This window comes from Billgrantia zhangzhouensis (assembly GCF_021404465.1).
Classification (GTDB): Bacteria; Pseudomonadota; Gammaproteobacteria; order Pseudomonadales; family Halomonadaceae; genus Halomonas; species Halomonas zhangzhouensis.
This window is the reverse complement of sequence record NZ_JABFTT010000002.1, coordinates 39,578-58,976: the sequence shown is the minus strand read 5'-3', so window position 1 is coordinate 58,976 and position 19,399 is coordinate 39,578. Positions and strand designations below refer to the sequence as shown.

The window sequence follows — 19,399 nt, the reverse complement described above, 5'->3', positions numbered from 1 at the left end:
GAAATCCTCACAAATTAAAGCTGCTCAAAAATCTTACCTGATATCACATCCATTGAGAATCTTTGCGAAAATAACGCCAGTTCTTCACGACAACACTTTTGGCCTTTGTTTATTAAAGAGCAAGCTTCATGCACACTTTCAACCACCCACTCTTTTTTATATATTTCTCCAGAGCCTTCCCAATTCATTATTATGGGGGAGCCTCCAGATGCAATCCCATCAGCGATAGTAAAATGAAAACTTTCAAAGTCGCTAGTGGAAAGTACATAGTCGATTCCAGAGTACCATTCTGGCATGTCGTTCCCATGCGGATCGAAGTAAACCGCACCTTCAAGAAGCGAATCTTCTTTTATGCGCTTATACTGTGCCTCATACCAGCTCATCTCGTTTGGTCGGTTAGCCATCCAAGGGTACTCCTCGGGGCGCTTTCCCTTAATCCTCAGAATATATCCGTCGTCTACCTTACGTAGTTCTTGAAGAATATCCAAAGCCAGATCGAAGCGTTTACGCTGCGGCACGATACCTACAAAACCCAGCACCTTGCCGTTGGTGGGTTTACGAGGTACCGACTGCAGGCCTTCCACGTCGACGCCGTTGTAGACCACTATGCCGTTTTTCTTGAGTACCGGGTTCTTAGCAATCCCTTGGCGCAGGATATGGGGGCCCACGAACATCACGGTATCGAAGGCCTCAAAGGGAATCTTCGGGAACAGGGCATGATCGATTTCCTGCAGGTGCAGTCTCCCCACCAGTTTCTGCCCTTCCCGCTTGTGCTTGCCGTACCAGATGGCGTTGCCCAACATCCATTCGCAAAAAATAGTATCGGCCTGGTAGACTAAACGCTTACTTGTGATCTCGTTGTGCTTATTATGTCCCTTCCAAAAGTCAAGCAGCACGCGAACTCCCGCTTTTGTAAAATAGGGATAGAAGGGTTTGATGAATTTGAGGTCGTGCCCCGCGATCAACACCGTTTTCTCCGGTGCGATATTGGGTGCTTGTTCATGGTTGGGCCCAGGCTTTCGAAGCGCGAGTGTCGGCTGTTGCGAAGCCCAGTCAGAAAATGCCTTTAGAGCCATGCCCGCTGGGGAACAAACCAACTGCAGGCCAGTATCAATTGATGAGGTTTCAAGAGCCACACCAGGCCACTGGCCATCGGCCAATTCAGTATCACGGATAAAACCGATTCGCGTATGTGGTGCGTATTGGGTAGGCCAGGCTAAATCTTCCAGATCTTCCGGCTCTAGGTCCTCCAGCGCGAGTGGCTCAGCTAGCAGACAGAGAGAATTCTCAGTAGTGACATAATCATCGAGGGTACTACACTGAATGCTGGCGGCTTCCAACCGTACCTGGGTATCGGCTTGCCACTGGCTGGCTACCACCCTTTGGGGGCGCAGCGTCTGGGCGAGCAAGCGCTGCATGGCAGCCATGGTGATTTCTGGAGCAAGGACGCTCAACATTGGGGGTTCAGGTGCCATTATCACCATGCCAGCGGTGCGCAGCATCTGAGCCAGACGGTGTTGGGTTGTGTGGGCACGTATAATCGCTCGTGCGCCTTTCAGCGCCACTCGCCAGCGGTGAGCGGGGTACTGCAGCAGATTCTCCAGTGCCTGAGCGGCTTCGCTTTCAGTACGCACAATATTCCCAGCACCTTCTAGGTAGTGGTTCATGCCTAGAGCAGGACCTGAGACGATTGGTGAACCGCAGGCGGCCGCTTCCATTACCCGACGCGAGAACATCGTGGGGGAGTCCAGCACAGAATTGACGTTGATTTGAACTGGATGAGCCTTGTAGGCTTGAATCATCTCCTCGTAGCTGAGACTGCCAGCCACATAGTCGCTCAGGCCACCAGGATATTTATAGGGTGATTCTGGATCATTGTGCTGGCGGTCGTAGATCGTGAGGCCCAAGGGCGCCGCCGCACTCATGATCTTGTCCATGTATTCGGTGCGCTCCGGGTAGCGTTCACCATAGTAAGTGCCGCCATAGGCCGCAGTGGGCTGCCAGTCGCGGGTAGAAGGCAATAAGTTGTGAATCTTTGGCGAAGCAAAGAAAGGACAGCTACTTGCCGTTTGCGTTACCGCACTTGGAGTCGAGAGATAGGGAATGATCTTGCGACTGTCTGTAGTGAATACATGGTCACACAGGCTGGCCGCCTTACGGAAACGCTCGAAATGAACTGGATCTTCCTTGTTCCAAAAAAGAGAAGGAATACCCTGTTCACGGCAGTGATTAAGTAGTTCGCTGAGCGTATTTAATTCTTCGTCACAGTAGTAGCCCACCTTACGGTGCCATTGCCCGTTATTGCCCCTCCAGGCAGATTCGATAAATATCACGTCGATGGGCTGTTTTTCCAGCTCTTCCCGCCAATTCTGAGGCGACAGCGGCACTACCTTAACGGCACTGGCCAAGGTATCGGTAGTGAACTGATCGGCGATCAGGCCCAGCGTTATCTGCTCCAATTTTTTTGCTTCGGCAAACTGAGTCTCGGCAGTAACTGCGGCGTTACGACGCAATCGCTGCAGAGCCTCGGCATATCGTCGCGTTACGTGATTCCAGGTACGCTCCTGCTCGATCCAGGCACGTGCAGCCTTGCCTAGACGTTTACGCTCTTCGGGGCTATCGATCAGTTGCTGTAGCGCTTCGCAGAGGGCCTCGACGCTGTTTTTGGTGAATAATCGGGCACGCTCATCGTTGGGCCCAGCCATTGTCTTGTGAGGCGATACATCCGAAAGTACCAAGGCCTTCTCCATGGCCATAGCCTCCAGCGGCTTGAGAGCAGAGACCATTTCGGTTACAGCCGACGACAGCCGAGGAATTGGCAAAATGTCCATACAGGAGAGATAGCGTGGCACCTCCTCAAAGGGAACCCGACCGGTAAAGCGGCACTGCGCTTCGATGTCTAGTTCCTTGGCCTTGGCCTTGACGGTGTTGATGATCTTGCCATCACCTACCAGAACGAAAGTAAAACCTTGGCCTTTCTGCTTGAGCTGGGCCATCGCCTCCATCAGCAACTCCAAACCTTCATAAGCCACAGCGCTGCCCGCATAACCGATTACCGGCACGCCGGGTTTTAGGTTAAGCTCCTTGGCAATGGTGGCGTCCGGCGCCATGGGCAGGAATCGCTCAGCATTGACCGCATTAGGCACCACCTCGATACGCTCTCGAGCCACCCCCCAGCTAGCAAGTTCATCCGCCAGCTCCTCGGTGAGAGTAATCACCAGATCCGCTTCCAATGCTGCTTGTTTCTCTAACTTACGCATCAACTGGTAGCGCTCAGAGCCGGCCCACTCGGGCTGGGTGGAAGCCTGCGTTACTTCCCAAAGGCCACGTACTTCATACACGAAGGGCAACCCCAAACGTCGGGCTGCCACCAAGGCGGGCAGTGCAGTAATGTGGTTGGAGGCGGCAACAACAAGCTCGGCACCACTAACCTGCGCCTCGCGAAAATAGTGGTCAGCCGCTTCAGCTAGATAGTAATCCAATGGCGTCCTGGCTAGGTTCCATCCAGACACCGCCGTATAGCTGACTCCCTCCACTTCTTCCTTATGGTAGCCTTTGTTCAACCCCTCCATGCCGGTATCCCAAGGAAAGCCAGGGCGAGTAGTTGCACATACTTTCCAACCTGCTTGCTGCAAGCCTACTGCCACACCATGCGAACGGGTCGAGTAGCCATTGGTGGCGTGAGGCACTGATTGGTGTAGACAGTAGAGAATATGCTGACGGCGTGTCATCAAGCCTGGGTTGGGCTGTCGAGGAGGTATAGCCATCCCGTTTGCAAGGCGAATATATCCTTGGACCAATCCCAAAAGCTCAAGATTCTTTTTATCAAAGATAGCTCCACTTTTTTGTAGATCTTCTAACACAGTGTACGCGGCGCTAAACTTTCCCTTCTTGTAGAATAGATTAACAGCCCTTCTGAAAGACGAACGATACTTTATTTCATTTAATTTATTAAATATGAGCGAAGGCGACCTTGCCACTCTTTTCCCATTAGCCAAAACCCTCTTGACCTTTAACAGAAACGGGTAAAGCCCAAGCCTCTGAGAGATATTTTTTATTTTTCTTCTTCCTAAGCCGAAGGCATTTTGTTGAGAAATCATCCTTATACTCTCAAATCTTAATATATTGAATATTCATGAAACCCACAAAATATCTATCTGACTTCCCACACTCCACGACTATCAACAAGGTAATCAAGCTTTACATGAGCGGATGATATGGATTTGAAAGACTTGTGATCCACCAACAGTACTACGACATCGGCTATCTCGAGTGCCAGCTGCTGATCGACCAAATTGCCTCCCACCGCCTTTCCTTTCGGAAGCTCAGCGATATTTGGCTCAACTAGCAATACTCGCCCAGGATGCCGTGACACGATATTCTCGGCAATCTTCAGCGCAGGGCTTTCACGCAGATCATCGATATCCGGCTTGAATGCCAAGCCAAAGCAAGCGATGGTAACGTCCTTGGCGGTTTTGTCAGGATGGTGGCTCAGGAACTTACCTACGGCCTCGTTGACCTTGTCGATCACCCACTGAGGCTTGCCGTCGTTTACTTCACGCGCGGTACGAATCAGACGCGCTTCTTCCGGCGTTTCGCTCACGATGAACCAAGGATCAACGGCAATACAGTGGCCGCCCACACCAGGCCCTGGCTGCAGAATATTGACTCGCGGATGCCGGTTGGCCAGACGGACCAATTCCCACACATTGATGTCGAGCTTATCGCAAATGATAGAAAGCTCGTTGGCGAAAGCAATGTTTACATCCCGAAAGCTGTTCTCGGTGAGCTTGGCCATTTCGGCAGTACGTGCCGTAGTGGTAATGCACTCCCCTTCCACGAAGATCTTGTAGAGTTTCGTAGCCGCTTCCGAGCACTTGGCCGTCATGCCACCAATCACTCGGTCGTTTTCCACCAGTTCACGCACCACATGGCCGGGCAGTACACGCTCCGGGCAGTGGGCTACACGAATATCCGAATCCTCCCCATGGGTTTGTGGGAAGGAGAGATCCGGCCTGGCTTCCGCCAGCCATGCCGCCATTTGCTCGGTTGCCCCAACCGGAGAGGTAGATTCGAGGATGACCAGGTCACCTTTCTTCAGCACCGGGGCGATGTTCTTGCTTGCTGCTTCGATATAGCTGAGATCGGGTACGTGATCGTTGCCATTCTCGGCCTTGAACGGAGTGGGCACGGCAATGAGAAAGGCATCCGCCGGCTCCGGCTCGGTGGTAGCGCGCAGATACCCTTCCTTTACTGCCGCATGCACTACGATATCCAGTTCTGGCTCAACGATGTGGATATCGCCACGATTGATGGTATCGACAGCGGGCTGGTTGACATCTACCCCAATCACTTTCTTGCGGCGGGAAGCGATGACGGCAGCGGTCGGCAGGCCAATATAGCCCAGGCCAATAACGGAAATCGTGTTGAAATTCATAGTTTATCCAATAGCAGCAAAAATCGAGGAAAGGTGCTCGTGAAGCGAGGCTTACTTCAGGCCAGCCAAGGCATCGAGGATGCGCCGACACGCCTTCCCATCGCCGTAGGGATTATGGGCGTAGCTCATCTCTTCGTAGGCAACCTTGTCCGTGAGCAAGGTATGCATTTCCGTGACGATACGTTCCACATCAGTGCCTACCAGCTTGACGGTGCCGGCATCCACTGCCTCCGGCCGCTCGGTGGTGTCTCGCATGACGAGAACCGGCTTGCCGAGGGAAGGGGCTTCTTCCTGTACGCCACCGGAGTCGGTGAGGATCAGGTCGGCGCGGTTCATCAGATAGACGAACGGCAGGTAGTCCAGCGGCTCGATCAGGTGCACGTTGTCTATATCGGAGAGCAGCCGGTTGACTGGCTCCCGCACGTTGGGATTGAGGTGCACGGGATAGACGATCTGGGTCTCTGGGTGGCGCGCCGCCACGTCATGCAGCGCCTGGCAGATACGCTCGAATCCGCCGCCGAAGCTTTCACGGCGATGCCCAGTTACCAGGATCAGCTTGCGGCTGGCATCCAGAAAGCCGAACTGCTCGGTAAAGCGCTCTTGAAAAGAGGCACTGTTCTCGAGCTTCTTGACTACGTCGAGCAACGCATCGATGACGGTATTCCCAGTTACGAATACTTTGCTCGGCGCCACCCCCTCCTCTAGCAGGTTCTGCCGTGAACGTTCCGTAGGCGCGAAGTGCAATTCAGCCAGCGCCCCGGTCAGCTTGCGGTTGGCTTCTTCCGGCCAGGGCGAGTAGAGATTGCCGGTGCGCAGGCCAGCTTCCACATGCCCTACCGGCACTTGCTGGTAGTAGGCAGCCAATGTGGCGGAAAGCGTGGTGGAGGTATCCCCATGCACCAACACGATATCCGGCTTCTCTTCGGCGAGAACCCCCTTCATGCCCTGCAGAATCGACGTGGTTACGTCGGTGAGGTCTTGCCCCGGCTTCATGATGTTCAGGTCGTGGTCCGGCTCCAGCTCGAACAGTTCCAGCACTTGGTCGAGCATTTCCCGGTGCTGCCCGGTTACGCACACCTTGGCATCGAAGCGCTCGTCGACGGCGAGAGAAAGGGCGAGAGGTGCCATCTTGATGGCTTCAGGACGCGTGCCGAACACGCAGAGAGTCTTGATGGACATAGGGGGCAAAAGACTGCTTGTTGAGAGAGTGAGAGAAATTAGCGAGCCAAGAGCTGAATTATAGCTGCTTCAGCAACAACCCAATGATTTCCTGCTGGCTCAGTTCTACGGTATTGACCGTCAGCTCCGCTGATTTGGGCACCTCGTAGGGGCTGTTAATGCCCGTGAAATCCTTGATCTTGCCTTCCCGTGCCTTCTGGTAAAGCCCTTTGGGGTCGCGCTGCTCGCAGATATCCAGCGGAGTATCGACATATACCTCGATGAAGTCGCCGTTCTGGAACAGAGCCCGCGCGGCGTCGCGGTCGCTGCGGAACGGTGAGATGAAAGCGGTAATGACAATGATGCCGGCCTCGGCGAACAGCCTTGCCACTTCGCCCACGCGGCGGATGTTCTCGGCGCGGTCTTCCTCGCTCATGCCGAGATCCTTACACAGCCCGTGGCGGATGTTGTCGCCATCCAACAGCATGGTGTGATAGCCGCGACGGTTAAGTTCCACTTCCAGAGCATTGGCCAGGGTCGATTTCCCCGAGCCAGAAAGCCCGGTAAACCACACACATTTGCCCTGATGGCCGTTGAGCTGCTCGCGCATGGCCTGAGTAACGCTGGTGCGGTTCCACACCACGTTGGCCTTGCTGTCGTGCTCGCGGTATTCGTAGGGCAGCTCGATATCCAGCGGCTGATGGATCATCCCCGCCCCAACCGTTACGTTGCTGAGGCGGTCAATGACGATGAAGCAGGCGGTACCGGGGCTAGTGCGATAGTCATCGACGGGCACAGGCGCTGTCAGTTCAATATGGCAGCGCGCGATGGCGTTGAGATCGAGGTTTTCGGCGTGGCGATGCTCGAGCGTGTTGACGTCGACCTGGTAGTCGATGGCAGTGACCTTGCCGGCCACGGCCCGAGTGGCAAGCTTGAGGTCATATAGCCTGCCGGGTTCCAGCGGCGTTTCATGCATCCACACGATATCCGCCTCGAAGCCATTGGCCAGCGGCACTTTGGCTTCTTCGGCGACGATCCAGTCGCCACGGGAGATATCGATCTCATCCTCAAGGGTGAGGGTAATCGCCTGCCCCGGGTAGGCGGCTTCGAGGTCACCATCGAAGGTGACGATTCTTTCCACCTTGGACACCTTGCCGGAAGGCAACGCCCTCACGGTCTGGCCGCGGTGAACGATGCCGGCAGCCAGGGTCCCGGAGTAACCGCGAAAATCGAGGTTGGGGCGATTGACGTACTGTACCGGGAAACGCAGGTCGCGCAGGTTGTGATCGTGGCTGATCTCTACGCTTTCCAGCAGCTCCAGCAGGACCGGCTTATCGTACCAGCCCATGGTCTCGCTCTTGTTGACGACGTTATCGCCCTTGAGGGCCGACATGGGCACGAAGCGAATGTCGCGGGCGTGGAGCTTCTCGGCAACGGCCTGATACTCCTCGACGATCTCGTCGAAGCGTGCCTGGGAGTAATCGACCAGATCCATCTTGTTCACCGCCACGATCAGGTGCTGGATGCCCAGCAGATCGGCAATGAAGCTGTGGCGCCGGGTCTGGGTCTGCACACCGTAGCGGGCATCGATCAGGATGATCGCCAGGTTGGCGGTGGAGGCCCCGGTGGCCATGTTGCGGGTGTACTGCTCGTGCCCCGGGGTGTCGGCGATGATGAACTTGCGCTTGTCGGTAGAGAAGAAGCGGTAGGCCACGTCGATGGTGATGCCCTGCTCGCGCTCCGACTGCAGGCCATCGACCAGCAGCGCCAGGTCCGCCTCTTCCCCGGTAGTGCCGACTTTTTTCGAGTCCCTGGCGATCGCGGCCAGTTGGTCCTCGTAAATCATCTTGGAGTCGTGCAGCAGCCGGCCGATCAGGGTCGACTTACCGTCGTCGACACTGCCGCAGGTGATGAAGCGCAGCAGGTCCTTGTTCTCGTGCTCGCGGAGGTAGGTTTCGATATCCTCGGCGATCATTGCAGATTGATGTGACATTAGAAGTATCCCTCGCGCTTCTTCTTCTCCATCGAGCCGGCCTGGTCGTGGTCGATGGCCCGGCCGCTGCGCTCGCTGGTACGTGTCAGCAGCATCTCCTGAATGATCTCGGGCAGCGTGTCGGCCCTGGACTCCACCGCACCGGTCAGCGGGTAGCAGCCCAGCGTGCGGAAGCGCACCCACTTCTCCTCGGGTACCTCGCCGGGGACGAGCGGCAACCGCTCGTCGTCGACCATCACCAGCATGCCGTCGCGCTCCACCACCGGGCGCGGGGCGGCGTAGTAGAGCGGCACGATGGGGATCTGCTCCAGGTAGATGTACTGCCAGATGTCCAGCTCGGTCCAGTTGGAGAGCGGGAAGGCGCGGATCGACTCACCCTTGTTGACCCGGGCGTTGTAGAGGTTCCATAGCTCGGGACGCTGGTTCTTGGGGTCCCAGCGGTGGAACTTGTCACGGAACGAGAACACCCGCTCCTTGGCACGGCTGGCCTCCTCGTCGCGGCGGGCACCGCCGAAGGCGGCGTCGAAGCCGTATTTGTCCAATGCCTGCTTGAGCGCCTGGGTCTTCATCACGTCGGTATAGCCGCTGGAGCCGTGATCGAAGGGGTTGATGCCCGCAGCCCGCCCTTCCTCGTTGGTATGCACCAGCAGTTCCATGCCGACCTCGGCAGCCATGCGGTCGCGGAAGGCAATCATCTCGCGGAATTTCCAGGTGGTATCCACGTGCAACAGCGGGAACGGCGGCGGCCCGGGAAAGAAGGCCTTGCGCGCCAGGTGCAGCATCACCGAGGAGTCCTTGCCGATGGAATAGAGCATCACCGGGTTACGGAACTCGGCGGCCACCTCGCGGATGATATGGATCGACTCGGCTTCGAGCTGTTTGAGGTGGGTCTGACGTTCAACGGAAATTTCAGGCATCGAAAAACCTAGGTAAGCAATAGAAGATTAGAGACTGGCCTTCAGAGCCGACTCCCAGCGCTCATCCCGCTGTCCACATACGATAAAAAACGGGTTGAGCACGCTCTCCTGCTGGTTGCAGCGCAGCGGCTCCAGGGTATGGGCATTCAGTACCAAGCCACCCGCTGCGGTGACTACTGCCTGGGCCGCAGCCGTGTCCCACTCACTAGTGGGTGCCAGGCGCGGGTAGAGGTCGGCCTTGCCTTCGGCGACCAGGCAGAGCTTGAGCGAGCTGCCCATGGAGACGCGCTCGTGTTTAGGTAAGCCCGCACAGAAAGCCTCGAATTCCGTCGAGCCGTGGGAACGGCTGCCGACCACTTGCCAGGGCGCCTGCTCCGGCTCGGGAAGCGGCCGCACCTTGATAGGATACAAAGCCCCGCCGCTTTCCTGTTTCCAGGCTCCCTGCCCTTGCTGGCCTACCCAGGTAGCATCGAGTACCGGTGCGTGCACGATGCCGAAAACTGGCTCCCCCGCTTCGATCAATGCCACGTTCAGGGTGAACTCGCCGTTCTTCTTGATGAATTCCTTGGTACCGTCGAGCGGATCGATCAGCCAGTAGCGCTGCCAGGCCTTGCGTGTGGCGAAAGGTATTTCCGCAGACTCCTCAGAGAGAATCGGTACCTCTGGGGCAAGGCCTTCCAGCAGATCCACTAGAATGTGGTGAGAAGCCATGTCCGCCTCGGTCAGCGGGCTCTTGTCATCCTTGGTCTCGACGCTGAAATCCCGTTCGTAGATCGAGATCACTTCGCGGCCTGCAGCATGAACACCCTCGACCAACCGGGTGCGCATTTCGTTGGTAACGAAATCGGTCAACAGTATCTCCTTCGGGCTTCGGGCTTCGGGCTTCGGCAGGATGCCTCTACGACACTCTCGAGCTCGTAGCTCGTGGCTCGCAGTCAGAACGACCAAACCAACGGTATCAGCGCCACGGCGGTAACACCAACGATCAAGCTCAATGGCGCACCGAGCCGTAAATAGTCAATGAAACGGTAGCCACCGGGGCCTAGCACCATGAGATTGGTCTGGTAACCCAGTGGGGTCATGAAGCTGGCCGAGGCGGCAAACATGATGGCAATGACGAAGGGCATGAAACTCACGCCCAACTGCTCGGCCACGGCCACGGCGATGGGAAACATCAGCACTGCAGCCGCATTGTTGGTGATCAGTTCGGTGAACAGCACCGTCATGAGGTAAACGAGCACCAGTGCGGCCCATGGCGCCAGGCCGTCTATCAACAGTAGCCACTGGGCGACCTGGGCGGCGGCGCCGGTTTTGGTCATGGCCGCACCCAGCGCGAACGAGGCCGCTATTACCACCAGCACGGAGAGGTCCACATAACGCCTGGCCTTGCTTGCCGGCACGCAGCGTGTGACCAGCATGCCGCCGCCAGCCAGCAGCGCCGCTTCGAGAATGCTCAGCAGGCCCAAGGCACTGGCAGCCACCATGGCCGCGAGAATGCCCATTGCCACGGGAGCCTTGCGAAAATCCGGCGGCGTGGAGTCGTTCAGGGCGCTGACCAACAGGAAATCCTTGCGATAGCGGTACTGGTCGACGAAGTCATGAGCGGTTTCGATCAGCAGCGTGTCGCCAACTTGCAGGCGTAAATCGCCTAGCTTGCCTGGCAATCGCTTGCCATGGCGGGAAATCGACAGGATCACGGCCTGATAGCGCGAGCGGAAGCGCGATTCACGTACCGTTTGATTGAGCCCGCCGAAGTCCGGCCCGATCACGGCTTCCACCAGGCAGCGCTGATGGTGGGCAATGTCCAGTTTGTGAACGTCGCCACTGGCCGGTTTCAAGCCGTGGATGCGGCGCAACTCACGGGCGCACTCGGGCGCCCCGATGAAAACGAGAATATCGCCTGCCTGCAATTCGGTACTCGGCGGCACGGCAGTAAGCAGACGACCATGCCGTTCGATGTCTGCCAGGTAGCCAAAGCTGAGGTGACGCAGCCCCGCATCGGCAATGCTTTTGCCAACCAGCGGGCCTTTCTCGTCTACCACCACCTCCACCGAGTATTCGCGCGCCTGCTCGAGTTGCTCCAACACGCCCTGCCGGTTCGGTAGCAAGCGATCGGCGAAAAGGTAAAGAAAAGTGCCGCCTATCAGTACGACAGGGATACCGACCCAGGCGAGTGAAAACATGGCAAGCCCGATGCCCTTCTCGCTTTGCAGCAGGCCATCCACGACCAGATTGGTACTGGTGCCGATCAAGGTACAGGTACCGCCGATGATGGCGGCATAGCTGAGTGGCAGCAGCAATTTGGAGGGCGGCAGCCGCAGGCGTCCCGCCCACTCCTGAATGGCTGGGATGAACATGGCCACCACGGTGGTGTTGTTCATGAAGGCGCTCAAACCCGATGCCGGTAGCAAAACGCGCAGTTGCGCTTGCCGCAGGCGCTGCGGCTGGCCCAGCAAGCGATGCGCCAGCCACTGAACGGCGCCGGTTTCCTTCAGCCCAGCGGCAACGACATAAAGCACCGCGATGGTCATGACGCCAGGATTGCCGAACCCGGCCAGGGCCTCACCGGGGGTCAGGATGCCTGAAACGACCAGAATGGCTAGCGATGCCATGAGAATGACATCGGCAGCAATTCTAGTAAGAGCCAGCAATGCCAGCACCACCCCAATGACGCCCAACGTGACTAACGCATCAATCGACATTTAACTTTTGAGCCACTTGGCTGCCTTGGTGCCGTTTCCGTTCATGTAGAGTAAACCGTCACTGCAGCGAATCCCCTCTCCCCACAGCATAGTAAAGCAGCCCTGCTTCCTTCACTCGCACAGGATCGAACACATTGCGCCCATCCACTATGACGGGCGATGCCAATTGCTGCTTCAGCCAGTCGAAATCCACGGCGCGAAAGTCTTTCCACTCCGTACAGATCGCCAGGGCATCGGCGCCTTTCACGGCCTGAATGCGATCGGCCACCAGTATCAGGTCGTCACGGTCGCCATAGATGCGCCGGCATTCGCGCATCGCTTGCGGGTCGTAGGCCTGTACCTTGGCACCAGCGTCCCACAGGGCTTCCATCAGTACGCGGCTGGGAGCATCGCGCATGTCATCGGTATCGGGCTTGAACGCCAGCCCCCATAAGCCGATGGTCTTGCCGCTCAGGTCGCCATCGAAGGCCTGCATAAGCTTAGTGAACAGGGTTTGCTTCTGGCGGCGATTGACCGTTTCAACCGCGTTGAGCAGTGCAGGCTCATACCCTGCTTGGCTGGCGGTACGCATTAGCGCCTGTACGTCCTTGGGGAAACAGGAGCCGCCATAACCGCAGCCGGGGTAGATGAACTGGTAGCCAATTCGCGGGTCCGAGCCGATGCCGTGGCGCACCTGTTCCACGTCGGCGCCCAGCCTCTCGGCCAGGTTGGCAATTTCGTTCATGAAGCTGATCTTGGTCGCCAGCATGGCGTTGGCGGCATACTTGGTCAGCTCGGCGGCGCGGATGTCCATGAACATTAGTTTGTCGCGCAGCCGGTTGTAGGGGGCGTAGCACTCGCGCATCAACGCCTTGACCCGCTCGGAGTCGGTACCGACCACAATACGGGCACCTTGAGTGAAGTCCTCGATGGCGGCGCCTTCCTTGAGAAACTCGGGATTGGAGCAGACGTCGAAATCGACCTGTTGGCCGCGAGCCTCCAGGGCGTTCCTCACATCCACGCGCACCTTGTCCGCCGTTCCCACCGGCACGGTCGACTTGTTGATGATGACCTTGTAGTCGTCCATGTGTTCGCCAATGCTCTTGGCCACGGCGAGGACGTATTGCAGATCGGCGCTGCCGTCTTCATCCGGCGGAGTGCCCACGGCGATGAACTGAAGCCTGCCGAAGGCCACTGCCTTGGCGGCATCAGTCGTGAAGTGCAACCGCCCGGCGGCCACGTTCTGCTTGACCATGGCTTCGAGCCCCGGCTCGTAGATGGGAATCTCTCCGCGCCCCAGGCCCGCGATCTTGTCGGCATCGATGTCCATGCACATCACGTCGTGCCCGACATCGGCGAGACAGGCACCAGTCACCAGGCCCACATAGCCGGTTCCGAATACGGTAACGTTCATTGCGTTCCTTTATGAATTCTCTTTCAAGGCAATGATGCTAAAGAGACAATATTTCGTGCTAGAGCAGCAGGCCTTGCTCTCGCGCCCGCCTGTGTATGCCCTGCTCGCTGAGGTTCGGTGCACTCACAAGCAAGTTTGGCGCTGGGTATCCATCAGGCGCATATTGCTATCTCTACCTTGCACCCGTTCAAGCTGTCTCGGGCAGTTTTTCTTCGTATAGGTGCTCCGCCCCCAGCGTCACACTTATCTCATGCCCTGCCCCTGCGGCCCATTCCAGTAGCTTGGCCTTGAGCGCTGCCTGGGCGTGGGCGTCGCCGTGCACCAGGCGCACTTCCTTGGGCGGGTGGCGCATGCGGCGCACGAAGTTGAGCAGATCACACTGGTCGGCGTGGGCCGAGTAACCGTTCACGGTTTCGATGCGGGCGCGAATGTCGATGCGCTGGCCGTCCAACTCCACCCAGCCGCCCTTGGGGCCGTAGCGCTGAATGTCGCGCCCTGGGGTGCCTTGTGCCTGGTAGCCGGTAAACAGCACGCAGTGGCGTTCGTCACCCAGCATGCGCTTGAGGTAGTTGACCACCCTGCCCCCGCTGGCCATGCCGCTGGCGGCGATCACCACTGCCGGCCGGCCGCTGTCGGCCAGATATTCGACGGTGCGCTCGTGGGCTTCGTGGCCTTCCACGGTGTAGAGGTTCTCGAAGCTGAGCGGGTGGCGGCCACTGCGCAGCCGCTGGTGGGCTTCGGCGTCCCACCACGGCTTGAGTTCGCGGTACACCTCGGTGAAGCGGGCGGCCAGGGGGGAATCGACGATGATCTCAAGTTCGCGCCAGCGCTCGCTTTGTGCGTTGTGTATCAGCCCTTCCAGTTCGTAGAGCAACTCTTGGGTGCGCCCCACGCTGAAGGCGGGAACGATTACGGTGCCGCCGTTTGCCAGCGCCCTGTCGATGGCAGCCTTGAGTCGTTCACGGCGATGGCGCCTGTCTTCATGCAGGCGGTCGCCATAGGTGCTTTCCAGCACCAGCACGTCGGCACGGTACGGCGGCTGGGGTGCCGGCAGCAGCGGTGCGTGGGGCGCGCCCAAATCGCCAGAGAATACGGTGCGCTGTCGCTCGCCGCTGGGTTTATCGAGCGTATCCACTTCCACATAGGCAGAGCCGAGTATGTGGCCCGCACGCTGCAGCTTGACCCGCACCCGGTGGCGTTCGTCGTCGAGTACGGTGTGCCAGGTCTTGTAGTCCAGCGCTACCAGGCGGCCCTGCACTTCGGCCAGGAAACGCTCGATCAGCATACGGTCGCGGGTAAAGCCGACTTTGAGGGCATCTTCTATGACCAATGGCAGTAGCCGGGCCGAGGGCACCGAGCAGAGAATCGGCCCCGTGTATCCCGCCGCCAGCAGGTAGGGCAAGCGGCCGATATGGTCGATATGCACGTGGGTGACCACCAGCGCCAGCACATCCTCCACCGGGAAGCGCACCTTGTGCTGCTCGAGGCTATCGAGGCGCTCGGCATCCTGCCCCTGGAAAATGCCGCAGTCGATCAGCAGGGCCCGGTCCGGTGCAATCTGCAGCCGGTGGCAGCTGCCGGTTACGCCACTGGCGGCGCCGTGGTGGAGAATCTTCATTTTTCGTTCTTGTTCGCGGTTTGTCGAATCCAGTTCGCGAAACAGCGCCGCGCCGGTAACCGGCAGCTTCACGCGGTTCGTTCCCTGTACGTACTCAGGTGTCGTCACGCAGCTTGGGCGAGCCACTTTTTTGTCAGTTGAGCAACAAAATCTTCACTTTCAAGCATGCGGTTCATTTTTTCTTAACCTGCCAGGGATCGCTTCAAGCGAACCGCCACCGTTCAGGCACGCTACCGCCCGGGGATTGTTCCGGGCGATTCCCTGGCCCTGTTACGGAGCGATACCAGAGCGGGAACGGGCCGTTGCGAAAACGCGCACGGTAAAGCACAGGGCAAGCCCTCGGCGCCATTTATCACGGTCCGTCGCCGAGCTGGCGCTCGACATCTCCTGGAGCACAGCATGGGTGGCTGCGCTTTCAGACCCCCTGCTGAATATCGTTATTGGAATGGCATGATTCTACGGGACTCGGGCGCGTTGCTCTACCGCTGAGTGAAGCCGAATAATGCCGAGCGGTCAGTCAGTTGTTCGCGTTTTACGAAAATAAGACAGCAAAATCGCGAAAACGACTGAGAAAGCGCCAAGGCAACACTGACTCAACGGCAGCGCCAAACGGCCAGCCGATGAAGGAGAGCGAGCAGGATCAGGCCGGCGGCAAGCCAGCCGAAGCCGGCCACCAAGGCGGTGAAGCCGGTGGGTACGTTATGGGGTGGACGAAAGCTCATACCGTGCTCGGCAAGACGTGCCACCAGGTAGGTGAGCGCCGTTACCAGGGCGAACGCAGTGCTGGAGCGCCATTCAGCCAGGCGTCGGGTGATGCGCCAAGGCTCGCGGGGCGGCGGCTTGGCGCTAGCTTTGGCGGCAGTTTTGGTACCGGCGCCGCGCGATGTTCGGCTCGAGCCGGATTGGCGCGTGGCGCCGCTGCGCCTGGCGGGCTTGCGCTTGGCTTTGGGCTTGCCGCCCCCCGGCAGGCCGGCGGCTACCCAGCGCAACAGACGCGAAAGCGCCCAGCCCAGCGTGAACACGACAGACAGTACCAGGCTGCCCATCACCAGCAAGTAGGTCATTGGCGAGTATGGGTCATGGGTGAATCAGGCGATGTGACCGAGCGTTTTCAGGGTGCGCAGCAGGTCGGCCACGCTCTCCCTGGGCTGGGCGTATTCCTTCATCAATGCCTTGAGCTGCGCTTCGAACGCCTGCTGGCGTTGCTGCTGCTCTTCCGCTTCCAGCTCAGCCAGGCTGCGCACCGGAGGTCCCGTGGGAATGGCGAGACGTGAATTGGGCTTTTCCAGTTCGCGCAGCGCCTGGGCGAAGGCGTCATCTAGCTCACGAAACTTGCGCAGTTTCTCGCGCTCGTCCATCGATCGGTTGGGTTTTTGGTTTCTCATGTGTATCCGTAATTGCTCAAGTACCTGGAAGCGCGGCATGAATGGCTTCGCTTCCTTGACGGCACCCGATGGCGACAGGCCTCGAGTATACCGCCAACACCTCGAGTAGCGAAGGCCAGCCAGTGCGCTACTCTTAGAGATGCGCGGGCTGGCGCATAAGGGGCGTCACACCGCACCCGGCTACAATTATGCACAAACGGTCAAAATCGCTAACCAACCTTGCCTTTGCCTCCTGCCAAAGCGCATAAAGAGGCGCATAAAAACCATAAAGTTCACGGGCACATGCCGCTTCCGGCACTGCCCCGGCGCCATTGAAGGCACCAGCGTTGTTATGAATGCAGCACCTCATATGCTGCGGGATCAAGCAAGGGACAGTTATGTTTAACGAGATGATGCGGGCGGAGATCTGGCTGCAGGAACATTTGGAGAGCCAGCAGGGAGTAGAAGACCTCGCCAGCCGACTCGGTTATTCGACCTCACAGGTCCGGCGCAGGTTCAAGCAGTGCTTCGGTCTGTCCCCTAGCGCCTATCGCGACACCCTGCGACTGGAAAAGGCGGCACGCCTGCTGGCGTTCACCCCCTTCCCGATACAGACCATCGCGACCCGGTGTGGCTATCAAAATCATTCTGCTTTCAGCCGCGCCTTCCAACGATACCACAACCAAACGCCGCGCCAATACCGCCAAGCGCTGCGTTTGCAACTACATCGCAGCCCTTATTGCCAAGGACATGGCGGCACGGCGCCCGAGTTCGAAATCTGCAAGGCGCCCATGCACCACGCTCTGGCGACACGCTTATACCGCAAGGATAACCATCGCTCTTTCGACGTATTACGCGCATGGACCCAACATGCCAAAAGCGTGGAGAGCCTGCCGGAACGCCTACGGCAGAGGCGCACCATTGCCTTGATGCATAACACGCCTCTACCTAGCGATGTGGAACGGATCGATGTCGGTCCGCTGATCGAGCAGCACGAAGCACCCGAAATTGCCATTCCCGCCTCCTTTCGCTTGCTGAAACTCCCCGCCCAGCAGCACGCTTGCGTCAAACTGCAAGCACTGGAGGAGATTCCGGATGTCATTCAATTCCTCGTTTGCGAGGGATTGCCGGAAAAGAAGCTTCATGCCAGCGGGGATGCCGTTCAGGTGGAGTGGGACGAAACCGGCATCATGATCAGACTACCCCTTCACCAGACCTGATGGGGCCAGACAAGTGGGCTCACGCGTATGGCGCGAGCCCACAGCCCTAATTAGGATTCCGACCCCTAATCAGAGAATTCCTCTTGCCTCAGGATTCGACGCGAACCAGCCAGCCTTCTACGGTGTCGGAGCCGTGCTCGTCCTTCCATGCCTTGAGCGTCTTGTGGTTACCGCCGCGGGTTTCCACTACTTCGCCGGTCTTCGGATTCTTGTAGATCTTCAGCTTGCGCTTGCGGCGCCCGGTGCTGGAAGAAGCCGCGGACTTGACCTGCGCGGACTTGCCGCCCTGCGGCTCCAACAGGCCGATAACGTCGGCTGAGCTCTTGTTGAACTCGCGCATGAGGGCTTCGAGCTTATCCTTGAATTCCAGTTCGGCCTTCAGGCGCTCGTCGTTCTGCAGCCGCTCCATTTCAGCCTGAAGCTGCTTGAGCTGCTGTTCTTTCTGCATGAATTCGCTGAGAAGAGACATGTGTACGGTCCTTGCTTCTAAATGGGAGGTTTATGGGATGCCGCTTATAAATACAACAACTCGACCAAAATGACAACACTTCAGTTTAGTTTTAGCCGACTCAAACGGAGTGAGTCAAATACGCGTGCAGTTAAGAGGCACTTGGCGTCAAAAAAACCTGAGTATACGCGGGAGCCAGTTGCTCGCATCTTTTAAGCACGGCATACCCCCTCATAAACTGAACCATCACAATTTGTCAATTGCGTGAGTCATATTTTTACTCTTTGTGCGTCTGGGCTGCACCATGCCGAAGTACGACTAGCAAGTGCCGAGGCCGCCCAATCAATCAGAATCTTCTAATACAGAAATTTGTAAGCACCTGGGGCTTTGTTACACTGTACAGGAAGCGATGAGCGATACGACGAAAGGGACGTCAATGTATTTGTTCCATAACTTCAAGGAACGCAATGACTTATGCGACGAGGACAAGCGCCTGTTCGCCACCTGCACCGGCCCCGTGCGGGAGGTACGGAAAGGTAGCCACTTGGCTCGCGAAGGCGAACCGCTCGAGTGCTTGCACCTGATCGAGAAAGGCTGGGCCTGTCACTACAAGATGCTGCCCGACGGCAGCGAGCCCATTACTTCGCTGCTGCTGCCTGGCGATGTCAGCGATAGCGGCATGGGCCTGCATACCAGGATGGACTTTTCGATCAAGGCCCTGACACTGCTCCGCTTCACTACTATCAAACCGGAAAGCGCCGAGCGGCTGTTCAAACGCCCAAGAATACTGCGTTTGTTCAAGGCCTCGGGCCACATGAGCCATAACGTTGCCTTGAACTGGATCATCAACGTTTCGGCGCGCAGTGCCGAGGGGCGCATCGCCAACCTGTTGTGCGAATGCTATGCCCGCTCCCATGCGGCCGGGCTGACCTATAAAGGCCGCTATTTCTTCCCGCTTACGCAATTGCAAATTTCCGACGTACTGGGGCTTTCCAGCGTGCATGTCAGCCGCTCGATCAGCAAGATCAAGCGCAAGGGACTGATCGAGAATTGCGACAACAGGCAAATCCGCATCATGAACTGGAGCGGCTTGGCCGCACTGGGCGGTTTCAAGCAGGAAAACATGGCGTTTCCGTCCTGATGTCGCAC

At 57.9% G+C, this 19,399-nt stretch carries 14 protein-coding genes; 2 read left to right on the top strand and 12 right to left on the bottom strand.

What is annotated here, in order from left to right:
- Nucleotides 1-14 precede the first annotated feature (14 nt).
- From HOP51_RS02160 to HOP51_RS02110, 11 genes are all read right to left on the bottom strand, one after another.
- The gene (locus tag HOP51_RS02160) at nucleotides 15-4,100 is read right to left on the bottom strand and encodes a glycosyltransferase (protein ID WP_234272305.1); all 4,086 of its coding nucleotides are present in this window, start codon (nucleotides 4,098-4,100) and stop codon (nucleotides 15-17) included.
- 53 nt (nucleotides 4,101-4,153) lie between these two features.
- Nucleotides 4,154-5,437 carry a UDP-N-acetyl-D-mannosamine dehydrogenase gene (gene wecC, locus HOP51_RS02155; RefSeq protein ID WP_234272304.1) on the bottom strand — a complete coding sequence of 428 codons (1,284 nt, stop codon included), beginning with the start codon at nucleotides 5,435-5,437 and terminating at the stop codon, nucleotides 4,154-4,156.
- Nucleotides 5,438-5,488: 51 nt separating this feature from the next.
- Nucleotides 5,489-6,610, bottom strand: a complete 1,122-nt coding sequence (gene wecB / locus HOP51_RS02150) for a non-hydrolyzing UDP-N-acetylglucosamine 2-epimerase (RefSeq protein WP_407061774.1) — start codon at nucleotides 6,608-6,610, stop codon at nucleotides 5,489-5,491.
- A gap of 64 nt (nucleotides 6,611-6,674) precedes the next feature.
- Nucleotides 6,675-8,588 (bottom strand): sulfate adenylyltransferase subunit CysN, encoded by a 1,914-nt coding sequence (cysN, locus tag HOP51_RS02145; protein ID WP_234272302.1) that lies wholly within the window; start codon nucleotides 8,586-8,588, stop codon nucleotides 6,675-6,677.
- Nucleotides 8,588-9,505 carry a sulfate adenylyltransferase subunit CysD gene (gene cysD / locus HOP51_RS02140; RefSeq protein WP_234272301.1) on the bottom strand — a complete coding sequence of 306 codons (918 nt, stop codon included), beginning with the start codon at nucleotides 9,503-9,505 and terminating at the stop codon, nucleotides 8,588-8,590. Before cysD ends, cysN begins: the two co-directional genes overlap by 1 nt.
- 27 nt (nucleotides 9,506-9,532) lie before the next feature.
- Complete coding sequence (gene cysQ / locus HOP51_RS02135; RefSeq protein WP_234272607.1) at nucleotides 9,533-10,333, bottom strand: 3'(2'),5'-bisphosphate nucleotidase CysQ; 801 nt, start codon at nucleotides 10,331-10,333, stop codon at nucleotides 9,533-9,535.
- A 107-nt stretch (nucleotides 10,334-10,440) separates the two neighbouring features.
- The gene (locus tag HOP51_RS02130) at nucleotides 10,441-12,207 is read right to left on the bottom strand and encodes an SLC13 family permease (RefSeq protein ID WP_234272300.1); all 1,767 of its coding nucleotides are present in this window, start codon (nucleotides 12,205-12,207) and stop codon (nucleotides 10,441-10,443) included.
- A gap of 58 nt (nucleotides 12,208-12,265) precedes the next feature.
- Complete coding sequence (locus HOP51_RS02125) at nucleotides 12,266-13,600, bottom strand: UDP-glucose dehydrogenase family protein (RefSeq protein WP_234272299.1); 1,335 nt, start codon at nucleotides 13,598-13,600, stop codon at nucleotides 12,266-12,268.
- A 187-nt stretch (nucleotides 13,601-13,787) separates the two neighbouring features.
- Nucleotides 13,788-15,218: an MBL fold metallo-hydrolase RNA specificity domain-containing protein gene (locus tag HOP51_RS02120; RefSeq protein WP_234272298.1), complete on the bottom strand. Its 1,431-nt coding sequence runs from the start codon at nucleotides 15,216-15,218 to the stop codon at nucleotides 13,788-13,790.
- A 593-nt stretch (nucleotides 15,219-15,811) separates the two neighbouring features.
- Nucleotides 15,812-16,282: a hypothetical protein gene (locus HOP51_RS02115; protein WP_234272297.1), complete on the bottom strand. Its 471-nt coding sequence runs from the start codon at nucleotides 16,280-16,282 to the stop codon at nucleotides 15,812-15,814.
- Between the two features lie 24 nt (nucleotides 16,283-16,306).
- Nucleotides 16,307-16,603: a hypothetical protein gene (locus HOP51_RS02110; protein ID WP_234272296.1), complete on the bottom strand. Its 297-nt coding sequence runs from the start codon at nucleotides 16,601-16,603 to the stop codon at nucleotides 16,307-16,309.
- Nucleotides 16,604-16,980: 377 nt separating this feature from the next.
- Here HOP51_RS02110 and HOP51_RS02105 point away from each other — a divergent pair, with 377 nt between their 5' ends.
- A complete protein-coding gene (locus tag HOP51_RS02105; protein WP_234272295.1) occupies nucleotides 16,981-17,802 on the top strand; it encodes a helix-turn-helix transcriptional regulator in 822 nt (273 codons plus the stop codon).
- Between the two features lie 88 nt (nucleotides 17,803-17,890).
- On the opposite strand, the gene HOP51_RS02100 is transcribed toward HOP51_RS02105, so the two are convergent.
- Nucleotides 17,891-18,271 carry a histone-like nucleoid-structuring protein, MvaT/MvaU family gene (locus HOP51_RS02100; protein ID WP_234272294.1) on the bottom strand — a complete coding sequence of 127 codons (381 nt, stop codon included), beginning with the start codon at nucleotides 18,269-18,271 and terminating at the stop codon, nucleotides 17,891-17,893.
- Nucleotides 18,272-18,575: 304 nt separating this feature from the next.
- On the opposite strand from HOP51_RS02100, the gene HOP51_RS02095 reads away from it, so the two are divergent.
- Nucleotides 18,576-19,391 carry a Crp/Fnr family transcriptional regulator gene (locus tag HOP51_RS02095; protein ID WP_234272293.1) on the top strand — a complete coding sequence of 272 codons (816 nt, stop codon included), beginning with the start codon at nucleotides 18,576-18,578 and terminating at the stop codon, nucleotides 19,389-19,391.
- Nucleotides 19,392-19,399: the final 8 nt, after the last annotated feature.